The sequence below is a fragment of the Blastochloris sulfoviridis genome (assembly GCF_008630065.1).
In the GTDB taxonomy this organism is placed as follows: domain Bacteria; phylum Pseudomonadota; class Alphaproteobacteria; order Rhizobiales; family Xanthobacteraceae; genus Blastochloris; species Blastochloris sulfoviridis.
Genome location: NZ_VWPL01000047.1, coordinates 1 through 21,555, shown reverse-complemented (window position 1 = coordinate 21,555; position 21,555 = coordinate 1). Strand labels below are relative to the sequence as shown.

At 64.8% G+C, this 21,555-nt stretch carries 14 protein-coding genes and 1 pseudogene; 11 read left to right on the top strand and 4 right to left on the bottom strand.

Going from position 1 to position 21,555, the window contains the following annotated elements:
• Positions 1-144: 144 nt before the first annotated feature.
• A complete protein-coding gene (locus tag F1193_RS16055) occupies positions 145-1,014 on the bottom strand; it encodes a transglutaminase family protein (RefSeq protein ID WP_150098813.1) in 870 nt (289 codons plus the stop codon).
• A gap of 1,121 nt (positions 1,015-2,135) precedes the next feature.
• Here F1193_RS16055 and rfbB point away from each other — a divergent pair.
• Genes rfbB through F1193_RS16030 form a run of 5 tightly spaced genes read left to right on the top strand, consistent with a single transcriptional unit; the run spans position 2,136 to position 8,910 of the window.
• The gene (gene rfbB, locus F1193_RS16050; protein WP_150098811.1) at positions 2,136-3,206 is read left to right on the top strand and encodes a dTDP-glucose 4,6-dehydratase; all 1,071 of its coding nucleotides are present in this window, start codon (positions 2,136-2,138) and stop codon (positions 3,204-3,206) included.
• Positions 3,203-5,293 (top strand): glycosyltransferase, encoded by a 2,091-nt coding sequence (locus tag F1193_RS17705; RefSeq protein WP_150098810.1) that lies wholly within the window; start codon positions 3,203-3,205, stop codon positions 5,291-5,293. The genes rfbB and F1193_RS17705 overlap by 4 nt, the downstream gene beginning before the upstream one ends.
• On the top strand, positions 5,290-6,519 hold the full coding sequence (locus tag F1193_RS16040; protein WP_150098809.1) for a glycosyltransferase family 4 protein: 1,230 nt from the start codon (positions 5,290-5,292) through the stop codon (positions 6,517-6,519). Before F1193_RS17705 ends, F1193_RS16040 begins: the two co-directional genes overlap by 4 nt.
• Before the next feature lie 23 nt (positions 6,520-6,542).
• On the top strand, positions 6,543-7,691 hold the full coding sequence (locus F1193_RS16035; RefSeq protein WP_150098808.1) for a polysaccharide pyruvyl transferase family protein: 1,149 nt from the start codon (positions 6,543-6,545) through the stop codon (positions 7,689-7,691).
• A 13-nt stretch (positions 7,692-7,704) separates the two neighbouring features.
• Complete coding sequence (locus tag F1193_RS16030) at positions 7,705-8,910, top strand: glycosyltransferase family 61 protein (RefSeq protein ID WP_150098807.1); 1,206 nt, start codon at positions 7,705-7,707, stop codon at positions 8,908-8,910.
• Here F1193_RS16030 and F1193_RS16025 read toward each other — a convergent pair.
• Positions 8,900-10,066, bottom strand: a complete 1,167-nt coding sequence (locus F1193_RS16025; RefSeq protein WP_150098806.1) for a glycoside hydrolase family 183 protein — start codon at positions 10,064-10,066, stop codon at positions 8,900-8,902. The genes F1193_RS16030 and F1193_RS16025 overlap by 11 nt on opposite strands.
• 47 nt (positions 10,067-10,113) lie before the next feature.
• Positions 10,114-14,478 carry a tetratricopeptide repeat protein gene (locus tag F1193_RS16020; RefSeq protein WP_170263729.1) on the bottom strand — a complete coding sequence of 1,455 codons (4,365 nt, stop codon included), beginning with the start codon at positions 14,476-14,478 and terminating at the stop codon, positions 10,114-10,116.
• Positions 14,479-14,865: 387 nt separating this feature from the next.
• On the opposite strand from F1193_RS16020, the gene F1193_RS17195 reads away from it, so the two are divergent.
• Positions 14,866-15,129 carry a hypothetical protein gene (locus tag F1193_RS17195; protein WP_170263728.1) on the top strand — a complete coding sequence of 88 codons (264 nt, stop codon included), beginning with the start codon at positions 14,866-14,868 and terminating at the stop codon, positions 15,127-15,129.
• 629 nt (positions 15,130-15,758) lie between these two features.
• On the opposite strand, the gene F1193_RS16015 is transcribed toward F1193_RS17195, so the two are convergent.
• Positions 15,759-16,937, bottom strand: a complete 1,179-nt coding sequence (locus F1193_RS16015; RefSeq protein ID WP_150098804.1) for a Hint domain-containing protein — start codon at positions 16,935-16,937, stop codon at positions 15,759-15,761.
• Between the two features lie 1,000 nt (positions 16,938-17,937).
• Here F1193_RS16015 and F1193_RS16010 point away from each other — a divergent pair.
• The 5 genes and pseudogenes from F1193_RS16010 to F1193_RS15990 all read left to right on the top strand — a co-directional run bounded on the left by F1193_RS16010 (position 17,938) and on the right by F1193_RS15990 (position 21,427).
• A pseudogene (locus F1193_RS16010) lies at positions 17,938-18,467 on the top strand (prolyl-tRNA synthetase associated domain-containing protein).
• A 123-nt stretch (positions 18,468-18,590) separates the two neighbouring features.
• A complete protein-coding gene (gene trxA / locus F1193_RS16005; RefSeq protein ID WP_150098803.1) occupies positions 18,591-19,511 on the top strand; it encodes a thioredoxin in 921 nt (306 codons plus the stop codon).
• Between the two features lie 12 nt (positions 19,512-19,523).
• Positions 19,524-20,192, top strand: coding sequence for an LON peptidase substrate-binding domain-containing protein (locus F1193_RS16000; protein WP_150098802.1), 669 nt, complete (start codon positions 19,524-19,526; stop codon positions 20,190-20,192).
• Between the two features lie 81 nt (positions 20,193-20,273).
• Entirely contained in the window at positions 20,274-20,504 is a 231-nt protein-coding gene (locus F1193_RS15995) for a Trm112 family protein (protein ID WP_126400976.1), read from the top strand.
• A gap of 2 nt (positions 20,505-20,506) precedes the next feature.
• A complete protein-coding gene (locus F1193_RS15990) occupies positions 20,507-21,427 on the top strand; it encodes a glycine--tRNA ligase subunit alpha (protein ID WP_150098812.1) in 921 nt (306 codons plus the stop codon).
• Positions 21,428-21,555 lie beyond the last annotated feature (128 nt).

Below are 21,555 nucleotides of genomic sequence, written 5' to 3'. Positions count from 1 at the left end.
GCGAAAAGTCGCCGCCTGGGACGACGACTTCCTCGCAAGCCTCCTGGCAGCGTGATTTTTCACCCGATTGCCCTGCCCCCGAAACGGACACGTGATCCAGCTTTGTGGGGGCGGGGCGGGCCGGCGTGCGGCAGACGCGCGAATTCATGCCTCGGACGTAACGTAAACCTCGACCCACAGGCCCATAAATGCGTCAGTCATCCCGACGAAGCTGCCGACCACCGGCATGACTTGCCGAATGTCGCGGCCGACGGCGATGGGAATGAGGTTGGTGCCACCGACGCTTTGATTGGTGGGATCGAAGGTGATCCAGCCCGCACCCGGCACGTAGACCTCGGCCCAGGCATGGGTTGACCGCCCGCCCATCGCCCAGGCGACCTGCTGATCCGGATTGTAGAGATAGCCCGAGACGATCCTGGCGCCGAAGCCGAGGCTGCGCACCGCTTCGATGAACAGCACGGCCAGATCCCGGCACGAGCCCGTTCCGCGCTCAAGGGTCTGCACGGGCGTCTGCGTGCCCTCCTCCTCCCGGGGCACATAGGAAATGCCGGCGCCGGTGCCGGCATTGATGTCCTTCAGAAGCGACAGCGTGTCGGTCGGATTGCCGTAGATGAAGGCCCGGGCCCAGTCGTGCACGCGGCCGGACGGATCGGGACTTTGCGGCAAAGCCAGGGCGCCGAGGTCCGTCCACTCGTCGTCGCTGTAGCGAAACGGATAGGAGATCGCCGAAGCGGCGATCGCGAAGACCGGCCACGGCGCGGCATCAAGCTCGATCTCGACGGCGCTGTCGATCGTCAGCGTGTCGACCATCGTCTCGAAGGTCGCGGTCGCCACCGTGTTGCCGGCGACGTCCGACGCCCACGTCATGAGCGCAGGCGGCGTCATCGTCAGGTCCATCGTCAGCAGCCGCAATTCGTGGCTCTCCCGCGGCCGCAGCATGAGGCGATGCGGGAGTAGTTGGACCGGTTCGCGGTAGCGATAGATCGTTCTGTGGAGGATTCTCAGCTTGATCAACATGCACTCCGGCGCCGTGCCGTATTGGACCTGCGTGCCATGGCGCCATCGGCTCCGCTGCCGCGAGACGCTGCGTGTTGCCGGCCGACGGACGCGAGCACGAAATTGTAGGCGCGATCGACGATACCATCCAATGACTTCGTCCTCACGAACGCTGGCTTCGCCCTGACGATCGCCAAGGCGGGGCGTGCTGCCGCCGGCCTTGATGCCAGCGTCATCGCCAGCTCCACCCGCCGAAACAGCCTTCGAGGCGGACACCGCATCAGGCGCGCGCCGTCTGCTCCAGCCATTGGGCGAGCATGCCCTTGCCGCGGGGTTCGTCGGCGAGGGCGACCGGGCCGATGCGCTGCTCGCGCAGGCTCGGCGACGTGATCTCCTGATAGGAGCGGTATTAGAGCATTTTCCGCAAAAGTGGATACCGGTTTCGCGAAAGGAAATGCGACAAACCGAAAACTTAGAGCGCCCGATCCGGTGCAGTCGGATCGGATCGCGCTCAAGGCGGCGGAGCCCAGGCGCCGCCGTTTTCGTTTGTGGATGCCGCGGAGCCGAAGACGCCCTGGCACGAAATTCTACCAATAATAGTAATAAGCAACTATAAATATAAAATCTGCTCCACCGTTCGGCATCAGGGCTGTCATTCGGCGGTCAGCCGAGTATGGTTACCAAACATAGACCCGATTTGAGAAGCTGCCACACGCAGATGGCGGCGGTTGCTTACTTTTGCGGGGAGCGTCGCTTCTCGTGGCAGCATCGCTATGCTATTCGGCCGGAGGAATGAGGCCAGACACGGCGGGAATTATCCGGGCTATCAGAAGCGGTCTACCGGTACGCCCGATCATATTGCCGCCAGTAATGCAGAAAAATCGAGATAAGTTCCATCCGATTTCGATGAGCAACGCAATTATTATAAATTGGCGGACATGATGTTTAAAGCGGTGCAATATATTCTTGCAAACATGAATTCGCCCTGTCTCGAACACCGAGCCGGTGGCGATCCTGTCCCCGGCTTCCGCCGCGCCATGGAGAAGGGGCCCCGCCTGCCTGCCGGCGGCGCTGTCGGCCGCGACACCCGTGGCCACGGCCCCGTCACCCCGGACCCCTTAGCCTGAGAGCCGCCGATCATGCGTTTCGCTGACAAGACCATCTTCGTCACCGGCGGCGCCGGTTTCATCGGCTCGGCGGTGGTGCGCCATTTGCTCGACGACACCGGGGCCCGCGTCGTCAATATCGACAAGCTCACCTATGCGGCCAACCTCGCCTCGATCCCGCAGGCCGGGGGCCATCCGCGCTACGCCTTCGCCCAGGCCGACATCTGCGACGGCCCGGCGCTGCGCCGGCTGTTCGAGACCTATGCGCCCGACGCGGTGATGAACCTCGCCGCCGAGAGCCATGTCGACCGCTCGATCGACGGGCCGGGCGCGTTCATCCACACCAATATCGTCGGCACCTTCACGCTGTTGCAGGAGGCGCTGCGCCATTGGCGCGGCCTGCCGCAGGAGCGCGCCGCCGCCTTCCGCCTGCTGCACGTCTCGACCGACGAGGTCTATGGCTCGCTCGGGTCGGAGGACCTCTTCACCGAAACCACGCCCTACGCCCCCAACTCGCCCTATTCGGCGAGCAAAGCCTCCTCCGACCATCTGGTGCGGGCCTGGCGCGAGACCTACGGCCTGCCGACGCTGGTCACCAACTGCTCGAACAATTACGGCCCCTATCATTTTCCCGAGAAACTGATCCCGCACATGATCCTGAAGGGGCTCGCCGGCGAGACGCTGCCGGTCTATGGCGACGGCCAGAACGTGCGCGACTGGCTCTATGTCGAGGACCACGCCCGCGCGCTGACCCTGGTGGTCGAGCACGGACGGGTGGGCGAGACCTACAATGTCGGCGGCCGCAACGAGCGCACCAATCTGGCGGTGGTCGAGACCATCTGCGACCTGCTCGACCGCGACGCGCCGCAGCCCGCCGGGCCGCACCGGCGGCTGATCAGCTTCGTCACCGACCGGCCGGGGCACGACCGCCGCTACGCCATCGACGCCACCAAGCTGGAGACCGAGCTCGGCTGGCGGGCGCAGGAGAGCTTCGAGACCGGCATCGACAAGACGGTGCGCTGGTATCTGGAAAACCGCGCGTGGTGGCAGGCGATCCTGGAGCGCGGCTATCAGGCGAAGCGGATCGGGGTGGTGGCACGATGACAGAGACGCAGTCCGGAAAGACGCGCGTGCTGCGGCGCACGGTCGGCAAGGCGCTCGCGCCGCCTGCGGCCGGACCGAAGCCGGCCGAGGCGGTCCGCCAGGGCGGGACACGCCACGTCGGCCAGGACGTGGGCCAAGGCGCGGGGCAAGGCGCGGGGCATGACGCGGGCGAGAACGCGGGCCCGATTGCGGGTCAGGACACGGGCCGGACCCTGCCGCAGCCGGGCGGCGTCCGCAAGGCGGAAGACCCGCCCCGCCGCGACGCGGCCCCGGGCCCGCTTGCCCCCACGGCCCCCGCCGTTCAGGTGTCCTTTCTGTCGCTGTCGCAGCTGCCGCATCTGGTCCGCTCGCCGGGCGGCGACGTGCTCGACGGCCTGATGGTCGACTACTACGCCTATGTCGGCGACAGGCTTCTCCTGTCCGGCTGGGTGGTCGGCGCCGGTTCCAGCCGGCGGATCGACAGCGAGGACGATGCGGTCCGCGCCTGCCTGTTTGCCCGGCCGGATGTCGAGTCCGCGTTCCCGGCGCTGGCGGCGAGCGCGCGCGGCCTGCTTGCGGTGGTCAAGCCCGGTGCGGGCGACACGTTCACGCTCTTTGGCCGGCGGCTGCGCGCGCCGCGCCGCGCCGACGGCGAGGGCGATCCCGCACGCATGTTTCAGGATCACCGGGCGCGTCTCGGCTTCCTGCTCGAAGCCCTGCAGGGCGGCGCGGTCTCGCTGGCGCCGCTGGTGGCGCAGCTCCAGGCGGCACCCGCCGCCTACAAGCGCGCCCGCGGCTTCCTGGAGCACGCCAAGGGCGTTCCCGGGCATGGCGGGCTGGTGGTCGGCTGGACGGTCCAGGTGCCCGGCGTGACGCTCGCGCTGGTCGACCAGCGCGGCCGCATCGTGCCGCTGGCGGAGGCGGTGCGCTGGCATCGCCCGGACATCGTCGACGCCTTCAGCAACGAGTTCGGCAACTTCACCTTCAACGCCGGCATGCTGCAGGGCTGGCGCCATGCCGTGACGCTGGGCGAGGAGGTCCGCCTGTGCGTGTTCGAGCGGGACGAATGCCACATCCTGGCGTCGCGCCAGTGGGAGGCGGCGCCGGTGGAGCCGGTGAGCTTCGCCAAGTGGGCGTTCGAGTTCCCCACCCCGCTCGACCGGTTCTTCGAGCGGCTGGAGCATCATGACGGGGCGGTGATCGACTCGCTGGTTGCGGCCAAGCTCGCAGCCCGCCCGCCATGCCCGCCGGAGATCATGGTGTGCGGCCCGCAGCCCGAGAGCCCGCGCTGCTCGATCGTCGTCCCGCTGTTCGGCCGGTTCGATTTCATGCTGAACCAGCTCCTCGAATTCTCCGAGGACGATGAGCTCAAGGCCGATGCCGAGCTGATCTATGTGGTCGACGATCCGCGCATCCTGTCGGACGTGCGCCAGCAGGCGCCGCTGCTCTATGAAGCCAACCGCGTGCCGTTCCGCATCGTCACGGCCGGCGAGAACCGCGGCTTTTCCGGCGCCAACAATCTCGGCATCTCGGTGGCCCGCGCGCCCCATCTTCTGCTGCTCAATTCGGACGTGATCCCGGTCGAGCCCGGCTGGCTGCAGAAGATGCTGGCGGTGATCGAGGGGCGGGCGGACGTCGGCATCGTCGGCGCGCGGCTGTTCTATCCCAACGGCGCGATCCAGCACGACGGCATGGCCTTCGTGTGGGAGCCGGCCTGGAATGTGCACCTCAACAAGCACCCCCGCGCGGGCCTCGAGCCGCTCGAGGGTGAGACACAAGCTGCTTCCGCGCAGGATATTGTCACGGCAGCATGCCTGCTCATTCGCTGGTCGACCTACGAGGCCATCGGCGGGCTGGATGAGGGATACCTGATCGGGGATTTCGAAGACTCCGACCTGTGCATGAAGGTCCGCCAGCAGGGGCTGAAGACCATCCTGGTGAAGGACATCAACCTCATCCATCTGGAGCGCCAATCGTTTCCCGGTATCGGCGCGGACCGGTTCCGCGAGCAGATCGCTCGCTACAACGCATGGCGCCACCAGCGGCGTTGGGCTGCTCAGATCGAGGACATCGTTAGTTCTGCTGCAGCGAGGGCAATCAAACCATGAAGATTTTGGTTATCGCCCATGCCCACCCTGATTTCAGCGTGGGTGGGGCAGAAATTGCAGCCTATAATCTTTTCAAGGCACTCGAGCGGCGCGATGACGTCGAGAAGGCGACCTTGCTTGCGCGCACGGACCATCCCTCACTTGGTCCCGGCACGATATCCTTGCGCCGTCCCAATGAATATCTCTGGCGGCAGGACATTGGCGACTGGTTCCGTCTCAGGTCGGCGTACCAGAACACGCTCTATGTGTCGCTTCGAGACTTCCTGCGCGAAAAGAAGCCGGACGTCGTGTTCGTGCATCACTATGCCAATATCGGCGTCGAAATGTTGCGGGAGCTTCGCACGGCATTGCCGGATGCCTTCATCGCGCTGACATTGCACGAGTATATTGCGATATGTCTACGAAATGGCCAGATGGTCAAGAACAAGACCAAGCGGCTGTGCTTCCGCGAGAGTATCGAGGAATGCAATATATGTTTCCCGGAATACGCTGCCACCGATTTCTGGCTCCGCAAGCACTATATCCAGAAGCACTTTGAATATGTCGATGCGTTCGTTTCGCCATCCGAGTTTCTGCGGCAGCGCTACATCGATTGGGGCGTTCCCCCGGAGCACATCAGCGTCATAGAGAACGGACAGCCGAAATTCGAGTTCGACGAAGCGGAGGTCCCGCGGGCCAGCCGGAATCGGTTCGGCTTCTTCGGACAGATCACGGAATACAAGGGTGTCGAAATCTTGCTGCAGGCGATGCACAAGATGCGGCCTGAGATCCGCAAGAGCATGGTCCTGGAAATTCACGGCGCAAACCTGGAATTCCAGGGCCAGTGGTTCCAGGATCTCATCGAAAAGCTGCGGACACCGCTGATTGCGGAAGGCTCGCTGCGTTGGGTCGGCCCCTACGAGCCGCACGAGCTGCCGCGCCGCATGCGCAAGGTCGACTGGGTGGTGGTCCCCTCGATCTGGTGGGAGAATTCCCCTATGGTGATTCAGGAGGCGTTCTGCTGTCGCCGGCCCGTGATCACGGCCAATATCGGCGGCATGGCCGAGAAGGTGAAGCACGGCGTGGATGGGCTGCATTTCGAGGCGCGAAGCCCGCTGGACCTCAGCGATATTATGACCCAAGCATTAACCAACAAAGGGCTTTGGGGTCAGCTACAGAACGGCATAAGACATCCCCCGACATACGCGGACTGTGCAGCGTCATATCTCAGCCTGACCCATATTTAATAATACAAATATATAGGATCGTTATGAGAATAGCTGTATATTCAGGCTCATATCAAGTTCCGGACTCGTTCGAGAACTCATCCGAACACATTTTCAATTTATGTGGGGGGAATACAGGAAACTTTGCGATCATATATGGGCTGTTTAGGATGTTGGACAGCGCTGCAAGCGTTGTCGAAATAGTCCCATGGTCGATAGACCCGGTATACGTCAATGAAAATTTCGACCTAGTCATATTCGCCTGCGCGAATATGCTCGGTCCCCACACCGATCTCGGCCCGGTGGCGCCGATGTTGAAAGCTGTCGATCTGCCGATAATTGCCGTCGGCCTGGGCGCCCAGGCGAAAAGTATTTCCGACGTAGTTGAAATCCCGGCGGGGACGCGTCAGTGGTTAGATGTAATTGCCGAAGCCGCACCAAGTGGAGCTCCAAATATTGGCGTCCGCGGAGATTTCACATATGCGCAGCTGGAGCGTATCGGGCTTTCTGAACGTGCAATTGTTACGGGCTGCCCTTCGATTCTTCTTAATCTCAATCCAGAATTGGGGGCACAAATTTCTGGCGCCCGAGAAAAGTCAATATTCCGAGTTGCCGTTCCGGCAGGACTCCCATATTGGCCTGAACTAATGTTGCTCGAAAGAAATCTAGTGCAGATTGTGGAATCGACATCGGGGATTTATGTTGGCCAACACGATATCGATATGATTAGACTATGTCGGCGTGAGTTAAATAAAATTAAGCCAGAGATACTTGGGCATTTCAATAGGTATATTGCGCCGGGCAAATCGGAGGCCGAATTCGAGCGTTGGTGTCAGCGGTATGCTGTCTGTTTCAACAGTGCGCCGGCGTGGATGGAAGCGATGAAGTCTTTCGACTTTGTGGTCGGAGCCCGCTTCCATGGGATTATGCTTGCTTTGCAGGCAGGTGTTCCCGCCGGCGTGATTGCTCACGACAGCCGAACTGTCGAACTATGCCAAACAATGGCAATTCCCTTCCGTCTATACCAAGAGCTTAAATCAGATTTTAAGGCAAGTGAGCTTTACGATTTGTTCCCATTCGACGAGCATGCGTTTTCCATGCGGAGGAAGGAACTTGCGGAAAGATTCAATATTTTATTGGCGGGAGGAGGGGTTTATATTGGAGACAGGTATTCAGGTGTACTGAATAGCTAATCAAGGGCGTGGCATGTCTGGCGAAGAATACTATAAGCTTGTGGATCCGCTGACCTTTCCGCTGCTAAAGTTCGGCGATATGTTTTCCGATGAATCTTGGGGGATTTGGATTGAGCCCCCGCAGAAGCAGCGGAAATACCTTAGAAGGTCGCCGGAATTCCATGATGATCCAGACAAGTGCAAAGTTTTTGAGAATCTTGATTCGGTAATTGTTACCTACCCGCCTGTGGGTATTATTAAAGCGAACGATGTGTTGCTCTCTGGATTCAGGAGCTACGTTGCCAATAATTTAGTGTTCAACGACGAGTTGGATTGGCATGACGGCAAGTTCGAGCAGCAACTGTTCAGGTTTGCATCTCCCGATGAGCATCGGAACGAGCGTTCGGGACTTCGTCCCGTCGATGGGCGGAACGCTCTGCATTTCGATCCCGCATCTCGTAAGGTTGTTGAAATAGCTGAACCTGTCATCCCTCTGTGTTCAGACGAACCGGAGAATTATGGGTCATTCATATTTAGAGTTTTGCCAAAAATTGCTTCAATTCAACAGCTGCCAACAACGTATAAGGTGTTGGTTGGAGCAAAGCACGATTCAATGAAAGCGCTTTTGGGTATATTTGGTATCTCAAAGGATCGCATTATTCTGCATGATGATAGGGTCATTTACAAGTTGAGGCGTGCGCTAATTCCAACCAATCGGAATCCTCACGCGTTTCTGGATGAAGCGACTGTTGGAATTTTTAGTAGAGTCAGAGCAAAATTCACCACGACAGGCGGGAGAAGAATATTCATCTCGCGAAAGAGTCTTTCGAGTACCGCGGCCGGGTATAGGGCGTTGGTCAACGCGGATGCGCTCGGCGAGGCGTTAGAGCGCCTTGGATTCGAAACCGTCTTCCCGGAGCGCCTCTCTGCCGAAGAACAAATCGAGGTCTTCGCGAACGCGAGCATTGTTGTTGGTCAATCTGGTGCCGCAATGTTCAATGTTGCGTTCTCGCATCCCGGAACTATTGTTGTTGATATCGAGAGCGAGGGGCACTGGATTCATGCGCATCTATGCCTTTTTTCGTCGTTGGGGCTGAGAACGGTTATTTTTGAAGGTATGGCGATCAAAAGAGAAGATCGAGATATTCATCTTCCTCTGGCAGTCAATGTCGATGCAGTCGTTTCAAGGGTGCAATCTCTCGTGCTGCTGGAGCAGGTGTCGGCAGGTGTTAATTTATGATGACAGGAATGCTAATTAGATCGCGGTCGAGGGTGTTACGGCAGTTTCGGACATTGAAACGAACTAACGTGAGAACCGCGGACGCGCCGTCACGCTGCAACTCTTCGTCTTGCAGTAATGAAGGATAGGCGTAGCGGGACTTGTCGCCACATCGCACGCTGCTCACATCATTAATGGGCATGAGTACATTCGGTTTGCCCCAGTTCACTAAATCCTTGGACGTGCGGTAATAGACATAGAAATTTGGGTCTTTCAGGGAATAATTATCTGCCGCGATATAAACGGCAACAAAACGGTTCTCGAATCGGGTGATACTTCCGACGCTGTTCTCGAAAATTGGAAGACACGTCGACGTTGGCCCCGCGCTCTGTATATAGGGGTCTGGGAATTGCGCGACGAAGGCAGTGCCGTCGAAAGCCCGCCATGAGGTGGGGCTTGCGATGTCAGCGGTCTGAAATAGACAACTGCCAGATTTCTGTCCTGCCCACCCGGACGTGTAAGAAAACATCCACCACTTGTTTTCGAAATAGACAATATTGCTTGTTCCAAAGAAACCGCGTCTTCTTCCTTGCGCAAAATCCTGCGTGAAAGGGACGGAGGCTACTACGGCGGGTGGTGTCGATTGCTGAAAAGTTTGACCGCCATCGTCAGATCTGGCGTACGTTATTGTATTATACCAGCACCCGACGTAGTCATTAAGGATGCAGGTATTTGGATGCTGGTGAGCGTGAAATTCGTGATGGACAAGTGCATGAACCGTGGTTCCGTCTTGAGTCCATACCGAGGTGATCCATGATTTGTCGGCATAATTTGATGGATTCGGGTCGCGAGAGCTCGGAAGAACGACATTGCAGGGTCTTGTAGGAGATCCAGAATCGTCAAAGACGGAAATTCGAGTGTCGGAGTTGCTCGCAATGAGGTTGAGACGGCCGCGGGAGTCGCGGAACGTCCGTGCATTTGCGTCCGGGATGTCTTCGAGGTCGCAGCGATCTCGGGACCATAGGAACAATGGCTTCTCATCACCAGTGACAGCGATATGTAACTCGGTGCTTGCGCGTGGGGACTGAGCGAGCACGGGAAAAGGCGAGTTAGCCAATAAAAATGATGAAATCGTGATATACAGTGTTGTATATCCCGTTCGTTCAAAAATTGTCATTCGACAGCTATCGTTAATAGGTGTCCGGTTGGAACGTGCGGCTGGCCTCATAAACATTTTGTGCGTCCCCAATGCTTTGGTGTCTTCTTATACGGCATCCGGCAGTGCAGGCCGACATGCCGCTGCAGCTCGCCCTGTTCGAGGATCGCCATCTCGCGCTGCCAGTCAAGGCTCAGCCGCGCGAGCGCATCGGCCGTCGCCGCGGGCGTCGGTGATCCGGCCGTCGCGCCGGGCAGGGCCGTCTCGCCGGCGGCGCGGGCTGTGGCCGCGTCCGCGCCGGGCAGGGCGGTGGCGATGTGGCCGGCCAGATGGCGCGCCACGGCGCGCGTCACCAGCCCCGGGCCGGTGGCGAGCCACAGATGGTCGTTGTCGCCGCGATTGATGGCGGCGGTCACCTCGGCCAGCGCGCCCGCGATCACCGGATGGCCGGGCACCGCGGCCAGCACATTGTTGCCGATGGTGCCGTAGTTCTCCTGGTAGGCGAACAGCCGCGCCGCGGCCGGGATCACCGCGTCGAGCGGGGCGAGCGCGCGGTCGTCGGCATCGACATAGACGCCGCCCGTCACCGCCAGATGCGCCAGCCGGAAGATGTCGGCGCGCTGCGCCGGGTGGCGCGACAGCCGGAACGCCCGCACCACCGCCGGCGGGTGGTGCGCCTTGAGGAAGGCGAGCGCGCTGGCGTCGTCGTGGCGCACATGCTCCCAATCCGGATGGGTCTGCCGCCACCCCGCCATCAGCGCGGCGATGCCGGCCGGCGGCTCGGGCTCGTCCCAGAACTGGACGATGCGGCGCGGGATCGGGCTGGGCGCTGTCGGCGCGGCCCCGGCGGTGCGGTCGAAGAGGCCGGCCTGCCGCAGCCGGATCAACAGCAGCATCGCGCTCGGCGTATGGTCGGGATGGGCGCGCACGATGGCGGCCAGCGCGGCGATGGCCGGCCCGTCCGCCAGGGCCTGGGCCTGCCGCAGCTCCGCAAGCCGCGCCCGGTCGAGCAGGAACTCGTCGAGAATCTGGCCGAGATGGTGCTGGGAAATGTTGAGCGACTGGCCGCGCAGGCGGTTGGCCGCGGCGTTGAGCTGCACCGAGCGCGTCAGGTGCGTGCGCGCCGCCTGCAGGTCGAGCGTCAGCAGCCGCACCCGGGCAAGCTCGGCATGGCCCCAGCCGTCCTCCGGGTTGCCGGCCAGCGCCTCGGTGTAGGCGGCGATCGCCGCGTCGTAGCGCCGCCGGGCGTCGGCGATCTGGCCGCGGAAGAACGCCACGCGGGCGCGATCATGGGTGTTGTGGGCGGGGGCGGCCGCCAGCAGGGCCTCGGCCCGCGGCCAGTCGGCCAAGGCGATCGCCACCAGCACCCGCTGCGAGAAGAGATAGAAGTTCGGCTCCGCCGTCGCCGGCACGGCGTCGAGCGCCGCCTGCGCCGCGGGCAGCCGCCCGGCCTGGCGCAGCAGGTCGGCGCGGGATGCGGCGATCTCGGCGCGCAGGCCGAAGCGCCGCTCGGCGTGGTCGAGCACCAGGAATGCGTCCGCCTCGTCGCCGAGGTCGGCCAGCGCCTGGGCGATCGGCGGATAGATCGACGGCCGCTTCGAATGATGCTCGAGCAGGGTGGTGATGAGCCGGCGCTCGGCCTCGGCGTCCTCGGCGAGGCGGGCGAAGTCGAGCGCCGGCAGCAGCACGCCGAGATTGCCGGGCTCGAGCGAAAGGGCGGTGTCGAGCAGCGCCTTGGCCTCGGCCGGCCGGCCGGCGGCCCGCCGCTCGACGCTGAGCTCGAGGTGCGGCCAGACGCGGTTGGGGTGGCGCCGGGCCGCCTCCTCGAACACGGCGGCGGCCGCCGCCCGCTCGCCCTGGCGGCGCAGAAGCTGGCCAAGCTGCAGGCGGGTGTGGAGGTGGCCGGGATGGGCGGCGAGCAGCGCCTCCAGCAGCGCCCGCGCGGCCGCAAAGTCGCCGCGGTCGCGCAGCTCCGCCGCGATCTCGATGTCCGGCTCCAGGGCGGCGGGGTCGGCCGCCCGGGCGGCCTCGAACAGCGCCAGCGCGGCGTCGCGCTGCCCCCGCCGGCGGACGATCTGGCCAAGCGCGATGAGCGCGCCGCAGCGTCGCGGATCGATGGCCAGCACGGCACGGAACGCCGCCTCGGCCTCCGCGTGCTGCTGGCGTTCGATGTGGACGTGGCCGAGCCCCATCAGGGCGCCGACATGCTCGGGCGCGGCGGCGAGGATGCCGCGGAACCGCGCCTCCGCCCGGTCGATCTCGCCGGTCTGCAGCAGGAAGTGGCCGTGCTCGGTCTCGAAGGCCGGGTCGCCGCCCGCCTGGTCCGCCGCGGCCTCGAAGATCGCCGTGGCCTCCGCGAACGCGCCCCGGCGCCGCAGCAAGCCCGCCACCAGCCGCGCCGCCGCGGCATGCCCCGGCTGGATGTCCAAGGCCGCTCGCGCCGCGGCCTCGGCCTCGTCCGGCCGGCCGAGCTCGTCGAGGTCGTAGGCGAGATCGACCCGCAAATTCGCATTGTCGGGGGCGGCCTCGGCCGCGGCCTGGAAGGCGGCGAGCGACCCCGCGCGGTCGCCGCGCTGGCGCAGCGTATGGCCGAGCCCGATCAGCAGGCCGACATTGCCGGGATTGTGCTCCAGGCCCAGGCGGAACGCCGCCTCGGCGGCCTCCGGCCGGCCCATCTGGCGCAGCAGGTTGCCGCGCTCGCCGGCAATGCCGGCGTCCTCCGGCCCGAGGGCGGCCGCGGTGTCGAGATGGGCGAGCGCGTCGTCGAACGCGCCCTGCGCCTTCTTCAGGCTCGCAAGCATCCGCAGGGCGGCGAGATGGCGGGGGTCGATTTCGAGCGCCGCCCGGCAGGCCGCGTCGGCCGCCTCGTTCCGGCCGAGCGCGCGCAGGTCGTAGGCGACGTCGACGCGCAGGGTGGCGTTGTCGGGGGCGGCCTTGGCCGCGGCCTGGAAGGCGGCGAGCGCGCCCGGGTGGTCGCCGCGCTGGCGCAGCGTGTGGCCCAGCCCGACGAGCAGGCCGACATTGCCGGGATTGTGCTCCAGGCCCTGAAGGAAGGCGGCCTCGGCCGCGTCCAGCCGGCCCATCTGGCGCAACAGATAGCCGCGCTCGCCGGCAATGCCGGCATCGTCGGGCCTGAGAGCGGCCGCCGCATCCCACTGTTGGAGCGCGTCGTCGAGCGCGCCCTGCGCCTTCGCCAGGCTCGCGAGCATCCGCAGGGCGGCGAGATTCCGGGGGTCGACTTCGAGCGCCGCCCGACAGGCCGCGTCGGCCTCCGCCATGCGGTCAAGGGCGCGCAGATCGTAGGCGACGTCGACGCGCAGGGTGGCGTTGTCGGGGGCGGCTTCGGCCGCGGCCTGGAAGGCGGCGAGCGCGTCCGGGTGGTCGCCGCGCTGGCGCAGCGTGTGGCCCAGCCCGACGAGCAGGCCGACATTGGCCGGCGCCTGTTCCAGGCCCTTGCGGAACGCGGCCTCGGCCGCCTCCAGCCGGCCCATCTGGCGCAGCAGATAGCCACGCTCGCCGGCAATGCCGGCATCGTCGGGCTTGAGGGCGGCCGCGGTGTCGAGGCGGGCCAGCGCGTCGTCGAGCGCGCCGCGCGCCTTCTCCAGGGTCGCCAGCATCCGCAGGGCGGCGAGATGTCCGGGCTCGATGCCGAGCGCATCCCGGCAGGCCGCCTCGGCCTCGTCGGCCCGGCCGAGGGTCTGCAGATCATAGGCGGCATCGACGCGCAGATTGGCATTGTCGGGGGCAGCCGCGGCGGCGGCTTGGAAGGCGGCGAGCGACCCTTGCCGGTCGCCCCGTTGACGCAGCGTATGGCCGAGCCCGACGAACAGCCCGGCGCTCGCGGGCGACAGCTCCAGGCCCTTGCGGAAGGCGGCTTCGGCGGCCTCCAGCCGGCCCAGCTGGCGCAGCAGATAGCCGCGCTCGGCGGCAATGCCGGCATCCTCGGGCCTGAAGGCGGCGGCGGCATCCCACTGTTGGAGCGCGTCGTCGAGCGCGCCGCGCGCCTTGAGCAGGCCCGCCAGGAGGCGCAGCGCCTCGAAATTCCGGGGCTCGATGGCGAGCACCGCCCGGCAGGCGTCCTCGGCTTCGCCGGCCCGGCCAAGCGCCCGCAGTTCATGGGCGGCCTCGACGCGCACATCGGCCGTGCCCGGCGCGGCCTCGGCCGCGGCCTGGAAGGCGGCGAGCGCGCCCTCCCGGTCGCCGCCCTGGCGCAACGCATGGCCGCGCTTGCGCAGATCGGACAGATCCGGCGGGGCGGGGGCGACGCGCTCGGGCGCGGCGGCAGGATCGGCTTCGACGCGACGGACTGCGACGGGAGGCTCTTCGACGCGAGGTCCTTCGACGGGACGCGTCTTGACGGTCGCCGCATTCGCATCCGCTGCCGGAGGATCGGGCTGCGCCTTGGGCCGGGCTGCCAGCGAAACCGGCGGCACGGGAGCGGGCTGTTCGGCGGGTGGTGGCGGCGGCGCCGGACGGGTGAGCGCAATGGCGGGAGGCTTGGTCAGCGTCGCCGCTGTTCCGCTTGCCGCGTCAACGCTCGGGGCTTGCTTGCCAAGGGGTTGAAGGGCAGCGACCGGCCGAGCTTCGATGAGCGTGCCCAGCACCGCCTGGCAGGCTGCCCCTGGGTGCAATCGGAGCGTTCGCGCGCTGGGATCGGATGATGTGTATTCGTTCTTCGTAATGAAAATGCACAGTTTGCCGTTCGTGGCGATGATTCCGTATAACCCGCTGATATCGGCGACGGATACAAGGTCGTATTCGCCATTGACCAGCCCGGACCCGGCAATGCGCAGCGTCTTGCTGCAAAGGGGGGCTTGGCGTTGGCTGGCACCTATTCGGCTGCGAACGCCGCCATTGGTTTTCCGGTCGGGGTCTTGACCGTCCTGGGCGTGGTCGACGCTGACGATCGTCGCGCTGTCCGGGCTTCCAAGAATATTTCCGTCCAGAACACGGTATTCATCGCCCAGGACCGTGACCAGATAGGCGTAGCCAAGCAGGCGGTCGGAGCTGGGGGACGAAAGAGCCATGCTGAAATACTCATAGAGACGATAATGAATTCAGCTCGTTTGCCTTGGGTGGGGTGAGTCCGCTGGTCTGGAGTGGAACCGGATCTGCCGGCCTCGGCCGCGCTCCCAGGGTGACGAAGAGACGGTGTCCGGGCGATCCCGCCATGATGCCAGGGGCAGGTTCGGAGCCCGTCTCGCCGGGCACCCTAGGGAACGAGATCTCATGGAAAACCAGATCCCGCGGAGAACCAGATCTCATCGACAACAAGATTTTCGGCGACGGGACCGCGGCCCGCCGGCCCTGTGAGGCGGATTTCGTACCATGACCGCGGATCGCCGCCAAACCTGCTCAGGGCCAAACATGTGCAGGGCCAAACCTGCGCAAGGCTGGGAAAGGGGCTCCAGCCAGTCCGACGCGGGTCGAACAAACAGGCCCGCGGGGCCATTGGCGGCCCAAAATGCTCTTAAAACAAGATAGCCAACAACAAGATAGCCAAGCAGCGTCCGGCCAAGATCGTTCGGCATGCCGGAAACCGCGGAAATCGGGGTCCGGCCGGTGCGGCCGGACCTCGTTTCGCTGTGATCACAGGGTTTCCGGCCTACCGGGCCGGAGAAGCGCAGTCCAGTCGCCGAAAAATCCCCTCCTGTTCAAGGATTTTTCGGCGGTCCCGTTTCCAAGATCCCGAAGGGATCATCCGGAAACCGCGTCAGGCCACGGCCTTCTCGACCGCCGCGCCGATCGCCTGCGCGCGCGCCATGAGCTGGACCCGCAGCGAGACCGGAACCTGACGGTGGGCCTTGGCACGCGGGTAGGGCAGTTCGGTGATCGTCTTGCCCTCGGGATAGAGCGCCTGGTACTCGGCCCAGTTGTCGAAGTTCAGCCGCTCGACATTGTCCACGAAGGTCTCCGCCGGGGTGTTCTCGGCGAGGACCAGCGAGTGGTCGTCGAGTTCGACATGGTAATAGGTGAAGACCTCGGGGACGTCGCGTTCGCGAACGATCGAGGTGCCGTTGACGAGCGCGCCGGCATGGATGAGGGCGCCGTCGACCAGGATGGCGTGATCCGGCGAGATCAGCAGATCCCGGCTCGGAACGCCTTCGCCGAGCGCGCCGGCCTTGATGCGGATCGGCAGCACGCGCAGCGGGTCGCCAAATCGCGTGGACACGGTCTGGCGGCCGATCCAGCGAACCGGCTGGGCGGCGCCCTCGCTGGTCAGGACGTGGTCGCCGGCCTGGAGCGTCTCGACTGCAACCTCGCCGGACGGCGTGCGAACCATCGTGCCCGGCATGAAGCAGATCGTCACGGTCCCGTCGTCGAACTGGGCGCTCTCGACGTCGAAATCGACCGTATCGGTCTCGCCCGTAACGTCGTTGGTGATGGAGAAGGTGCCGTCGTTATTGGCAATGATCGTGTATTGATCGCGGTTGCCCGAGAAGACGACGGTGTCGTCACCCGCGCCACCCTTGATGGTGTCCTCGCCCTTGCCGCCGGTGATCACATCGTCGCCGGCGCCGCCATAGATCTCGTCGTCGCCCTTGCCGCCGTCGATCGTGTCGTCGCCGAGGCCGCCCTTGATGAAGTCGGCGCCCTTTCCACCGGCGATGGTGTCGTCGCCGGCGCCGCCATAGATCTTGTCGTCGCCGGTGCCGCCATAAATCTCGTCTTCGCCCTGGCCGCCGTCGAGGGTGTCGTCGCCGGACCCGCCGAAGAGGGCGTCGGCGTCGGCGCCGCCCAACAGAGTGTCATCGCCGGAGCCGCCGCGGAGTTCGTCAGCGCCAGCCTCGCCGGTAAGGGTGTCGTCGCCGGCCTTTCCATAAATGATGTCGTTGCCGGACGTGCCGTCCAACACATCGTCATCGGGCGTTCCGTGTATCGGGGTGGGCATGGGATTCCTCAAGGATTTCGCTGGGATGTCGATTGCGTGCAACAAATGTTGTGGAAGTAACGGAGCGTCACATACATTGCCGATCCGGCAAGGCTTGCGCCAAGCTTGGTAATATTAGACGAAACCGCAGATCGAAATCAAGCAGATGTCTGGCAGAAAGGGGTGCATTTGATTACTTGATTCGATTTTACTAATTTCCCTCTTCATCTTAGGGGCTCCGGGGATGTGGAATCGCCGCGTCGTCTGTGGATATTCCAGCCTATTTTGATGAATTGGTTCAAAATTGATGTCCAAGATCGACTCCGGCAAAGCCTGATCCCGTGACAGCCACGCAGGTCAAGTTGGGGAGAAATCTGTGCTACCGTATTTGGTTTCATCGGCGTAACGGAACCTTGGCCGTACTGCAAACGGAAGCTTGGCTGTTTCGCCGCGCTCGTGGTTTCTCGTGACCCTCGATCTTTCTGAGCCCCGATCTCTGCTGGATCCGGTCGACAACATGTTCGACGGTTCCAACAACCAACGCTCCAACAACGAACAAGAACTCGAACGGTCTGGCGTGGCCCGGCAAGTCCGGCGCAGTCTGGCAAGTCCGGCGCGGGCTGGCACGATCGGGGGATGTCGCGCGCAACCCGGCGCTGCGTCTCACTCTTCATCCGCAGCGTCAAGCGTTTGGATTCTCCGGGGCGCGAACGCCGGCCGCTTGGCGGTGCCGGCGTTATCCGCAATCTTTGGGCTGGCTTATCCGGACACCTCTTGCCGGGCGCGGACTGCAACCACTGGTGTCGGGGTTTCGCTGTCCGATCGCCGAGACCCTGCTGACAGTCCGGGACGTCCGACGAGCCGGTCGCCGGGGATCGCGGACGGTTCGACCGGCATCGTGGGGCGTCCATGACGCCGATGGCTGGGCCGAATCACCGGCCGGGCGCCGCCGCGATTCGGGATGGCGGGGCCGCAGGGCCATCGCTTGTCGCTGCCGCCCGCGGCCGATATGAGGCCGGCCATGCTGCGCACGCCCGAAGACCTGTTCTCGCTCCTCGACCGGCTCGGCATTCCGGCCACCACGGTCCGCCACCGCGCGGTGTTCACCGTCGCCGAGTCGCAGGACGTCTGCGCCGGCATTCCCGGCGCGCACACCAAGAACCTGTTCCTCAAGGACAAGAGAGGCCGGCTGTTCCTGCTCACCGCCGGCCAGGAGGCGGTGTTGGACCTGAAGCAGCTCCACCACGCCATCGGCGCCTCGGGGCGGCTGTCCTTCGGCTCGGCCGAGCTGCTTCAGGAGGTGCTGGGCGTCGCGCCGGGCTCGGTGACGACGCTGGCCGCCGCCAATGACGCGGCCGGGCGGGTCACCGTGATCCTGGAGGCGGGGCTGATGGCGGCCGATCGGGTCTGCTCCATCCCCTGGTCAACACCATGACCACCACGTTGCGGCGCGACGATCTCCTCCGCTTCCTCGAAGCGGTCGGCCATCCGCCGCAGATCGTGGCGCTCGACCGCGCCGGGGCGGCGGAGACCGGGTCACCGCCCGCCTGAGCGCGGGGGTCGCGCGCGTTGCTGCTTCCTGCGTTGCAATCTGCCGCATCCTGCCCCATGTGAACGGGACGAAGAACACGGCACGCTCGTGCGGGGAAGACGCGGGCAGGGACGAGGGCAACAATGTTCAACTTCGGCGGAACGAAGAAGACCGGACCGGCCAACGGCGCGGCCGATGGCCTGATCCGCGACGTCACCACCCAGAGCTTCGTCAAGGACGTCATCGAGGAATCGAAGACCCAGCCGGTGTTGGTCGATTTCTGGGCGGCGTGGTGCGGGCCCTGCAAGCAGCTCACCCCGGTGCTCGAAAAGGTGGTGCGCGCCGCCAAGGGCAAGGTGAAGCTCGCCAAGATGAATATCGACGAGCATCCGGCGGTGGCCGGCCAGATGGGAATCCAGTCGATCCCGACGGTGATCGCCTTCGTCGACGGCCGGCCGCTCGACGGCTTCATGGGCGCCCAGTCCGAGGCGCAGGTGCTGGCCTTCATCGAGCGCATCACCGCGGGCACGGCCGGCGGCGGCACCAAGGAGCTGCTGGAGGCGGCCGACGCCGCGCTGGTCGGCGGCGACCCGGTGGCGGCGGCCGAAGCCTTCGCCGCGGTCCTCGGCGAGGAGCCGGAGAACCCCCACGCGCTGGCCGGTCTCGCCCGCTGCCATCTCGAGCTCGGCGACGTCGACAAGGCCAAGCAGACCCTGGCGCTGGTGCCGCCGGCCAAGGCCAACGACCCGGCGGTGGCGGCGGCCCGCGCGGCGATCGAGATCGCCGAGCAGGCGGCCTCGCTCGGCGACCTCGCCGGGCTGGAGGGCGCGCTCGCGGCCAACCCGGCCGACCATCAGGCGCGCTTCGACCTCGCCTTGGCGCTGAACGCCCGCGGCCGGCGCGCCGAGGCGCTGAACCACCTGCTGGAGATCGTCCGGCGCGACCGCGCCTGGAACGAGGACGGCGCCCGCAAGCAGCTCGTGACGTTCTTCGAGGCGTGGGGGCCGACCGATCCGCACACCATCGAAGGCCGCCGCCGGCTGTCCTCCATCCTGTTCGCCTGACCGGCGGTTCAGATGGGCAGCAACGTTGCCTACCGCAACCCGGACGACCTGCCGGAGGTGATTCCGGTCTTCCCGCTATCGGGCGCGCTGCTGCTGCCGCGCGGCCGTCTGCCGCTCAACATCTTCGAGCCGCGCTATCTGGCGATGGTCGACGACACGCTGAAGGGGGCGCGGCTGATCGGCATGATCCAGCCCGACGAGACGCGCAACGCCTCGCGCAGCCGGCCGGCGCTCTATTCGGTGGGCTGTGTCGGGCGCATCACCCAGTTCGCCGAGACCGGCGACGGCCGCTATCTGCTGTCGCTCACCGGCATCGCCCGCTTCCGCGTCGAGGAGGAGATGAGCGTCGTCACCCCCTACCGCCAGTGCCGGGTGACCTATCCGTTCGCCGCCGATTTCGTCGCCGACGCCGGGGCCGACGAGGTCAATCGCGAGCTGGTGCTGGAGACGCTGGCCGAGTTCCTCGACGCCAACGACCTCAAGGCGGACTGGGAGGACATCAGCAAGGCGCCGACCGAATTGCTGGTCAATGCGCTGTGCATGATCTCGCCCTTCGGCGCGGCCGAGAAGCAGGCCATGCTGGAGGCCGCCGACCTGCCGGCGCGCGCCGACGTGCTGGTCGCCGTTACTCGTTTCGCACTGGCCCGCAACGGCGACGACGGCGAGACGCCGTTACAATAGGATATTCGCTCCCCCTGTCGGACGCGCCGCGCACGGGCTAGAAGTTCCCGGGCCGCAGCGCCCTTTCGAAGGATCGAATCCATGACCGACCAGCCCGCCACGCCGGAGACCCCGGCCGCCGAGACGCCCGAGCGCCGCACCGGCGTCGACCCCAAGCTCCTGGAAATCCTGGTGTGCCCGGTGACCAAGGGGCCGCTGGAATACCAGCCGGGCGCCAACGAGCTGATCAGCCGCTCCGCGCGCCTCGCCTATCCGATCCGCGACGGCATCCCGATCATGCTCGCCGAGGAAGCGCGCAAGCTCGAAGGCTGAAGCTGATGACCCTGCCGCCTCACATGCGCCCCGACCGGTCGTTCCAGGGGCTGATCCTGACATTGCAGACCTTCTGGGCGGACAAGGGCTGCGTCATCCTGCAGCCCTACGACATGGAGGTCGGCGCCGGCACCTTCCACCCCGCCACCACGCTGCGCGCCCTCGGCCCCCGGCCGTGGAACGCCGCCTACGTCCAGCCCTCGCGCCGGCCCAAGGACGGCCGCTATGGCGAGAACCCCAACCGGCTGCAGCACTACTACCAGTTCCAGGTGATCCTGAAGCCGTCGCCGCCCGACATCCAGGACCTCTACCTCCAGAGCCTCAAGGCCATCGGCATCGACACCGGGCTGCACGATGTGCGCTTCGTCGAGGACGACTGGGAGAGCCCGACGCTCGGCGCCTGGGGGCTCGGCTGGGAGTGCTGGTGCGACGGCATGGAGGTGAGCCAGTTCACCTACTTCCAGCAGGTGGCGGGCTTCGAATGTTCGCCGGTGGCGGGCGAGCTCACCTACGGTCTTGAGCGCCTGGCGATGTACGTCCAGGGCGTCGAGAACGTCTACGACCTCAATTTCAACGGCCGCGACGGCGCCGAGAAAGTGACCTATGGCGACGTGTTCCTGCAGGCCGAGCAGGAATATTCCCGCCACAATTTCGAGCACGCCGACACCGACATGCTGTTCAGGCAGTTCGAGTTCGCAGAAAGCGCGTGCCGCAAGTATCTCGAGGCCGGCGACAAGGACGAGCGCCATGAAATGGTGCTGCCGGCCTACGACCAGTGCATCAAGGCCAGCCACACCTTCAATCTGCTGGATGCGCGCGGCGTGATCTCGGTCACCGAGCGCCAGAGCTACATCCTGCGCGTCCGCGAACTGGCCAAGGCCTGCGGCGCGGCGTGGCTGAAGACGGCCGGCGGTCGCGCCTGAGGGGTGGTTCGGCGGCGTTCGGATGTCTCGCCGCACGCCTGCCCCCACCCCCAGGGTTATCGCATATAAGCAAAGAGTTCGAAGAAGAACTCTTTGCTCCAAAGCGCGAGGTTCATTTTTCTCGATAC

What these genes read in the sequence shown, in the direction of transcription:
- F1193_RS16015 (WP_150098804.1), bottom strand. Translation starts at nt 16,937, where the DNA reads ATGCCCACCCCGATACACGGAACGCCCGATGACGATGTGTTGGACGGC.
- F1193_RS16030 (WP_150098807.1), top strand. Translation starts at nt 7,705, where the DNA reads ATGTCTGGCGAAGAATACTATAAGCTTGTGGATCCGCTGACCTTTCCG.
- trxA (WP_150098803.1), top strand. Translation starts at nt 18,591, where the DNA reads ATGTTCAACTTCGGCGGAACGAAGAAGACCGGACCGGCCAACGGCGCG.
- rfbB (WP_150098811.1), top strand. Translation starts at nt 2,136, where the DNA reads ATGCGTTTCGCTGACAAGACCATCTTCGTCACCGGCGGCGCCGGTTTC.
- F1193_RS16025 (WP_150098806.1), bottom strand. Translation starts at nt 10,066, where the DNA reads ATGACAATTTTTGAACGAACGGGATATACAACACTGTATATCACGATT.
- F1193_RS16000 (WP_150098802.1), top strand. Translation starts at nt 19,524, where the DNA reads ATGGGCAGCAACGTTGCCTACCGCAACCCGGACGACCTGCCGGAGGTG.
- F1193_RS15995 (WP_126400976.1), top strand. Translation starts at nt 20,274, where the DNA reads ATGACCGACCAGCCCGCCACGCCGGAGACCCCGGCCGCCGAGACGCCC.
- F1193_RS16035 (WP_150098808.1), top strand. Translation starts at nt 6,543, where the DNA reads ATGAGAATAGCTGTATATTCAGGCTCATATCAAGTTCCGGACTCGTTC.
- F1193_RS17705 (WP_150098810.1), top strand. Translation starts at nt 3,203, where the DNA reads ATGACAGAGACGCAGTCCGGAAAGACGCGCGTGCTGCGGCGCACGGTC.
- F1193_RS16040 (WP_150098809.1), top strand. Translation starts at nt 5,290, where the DNA reads ATGAAGATTTTGGTTATCGCCCATGCCCACCCTGATTTCAGCGTGGGT.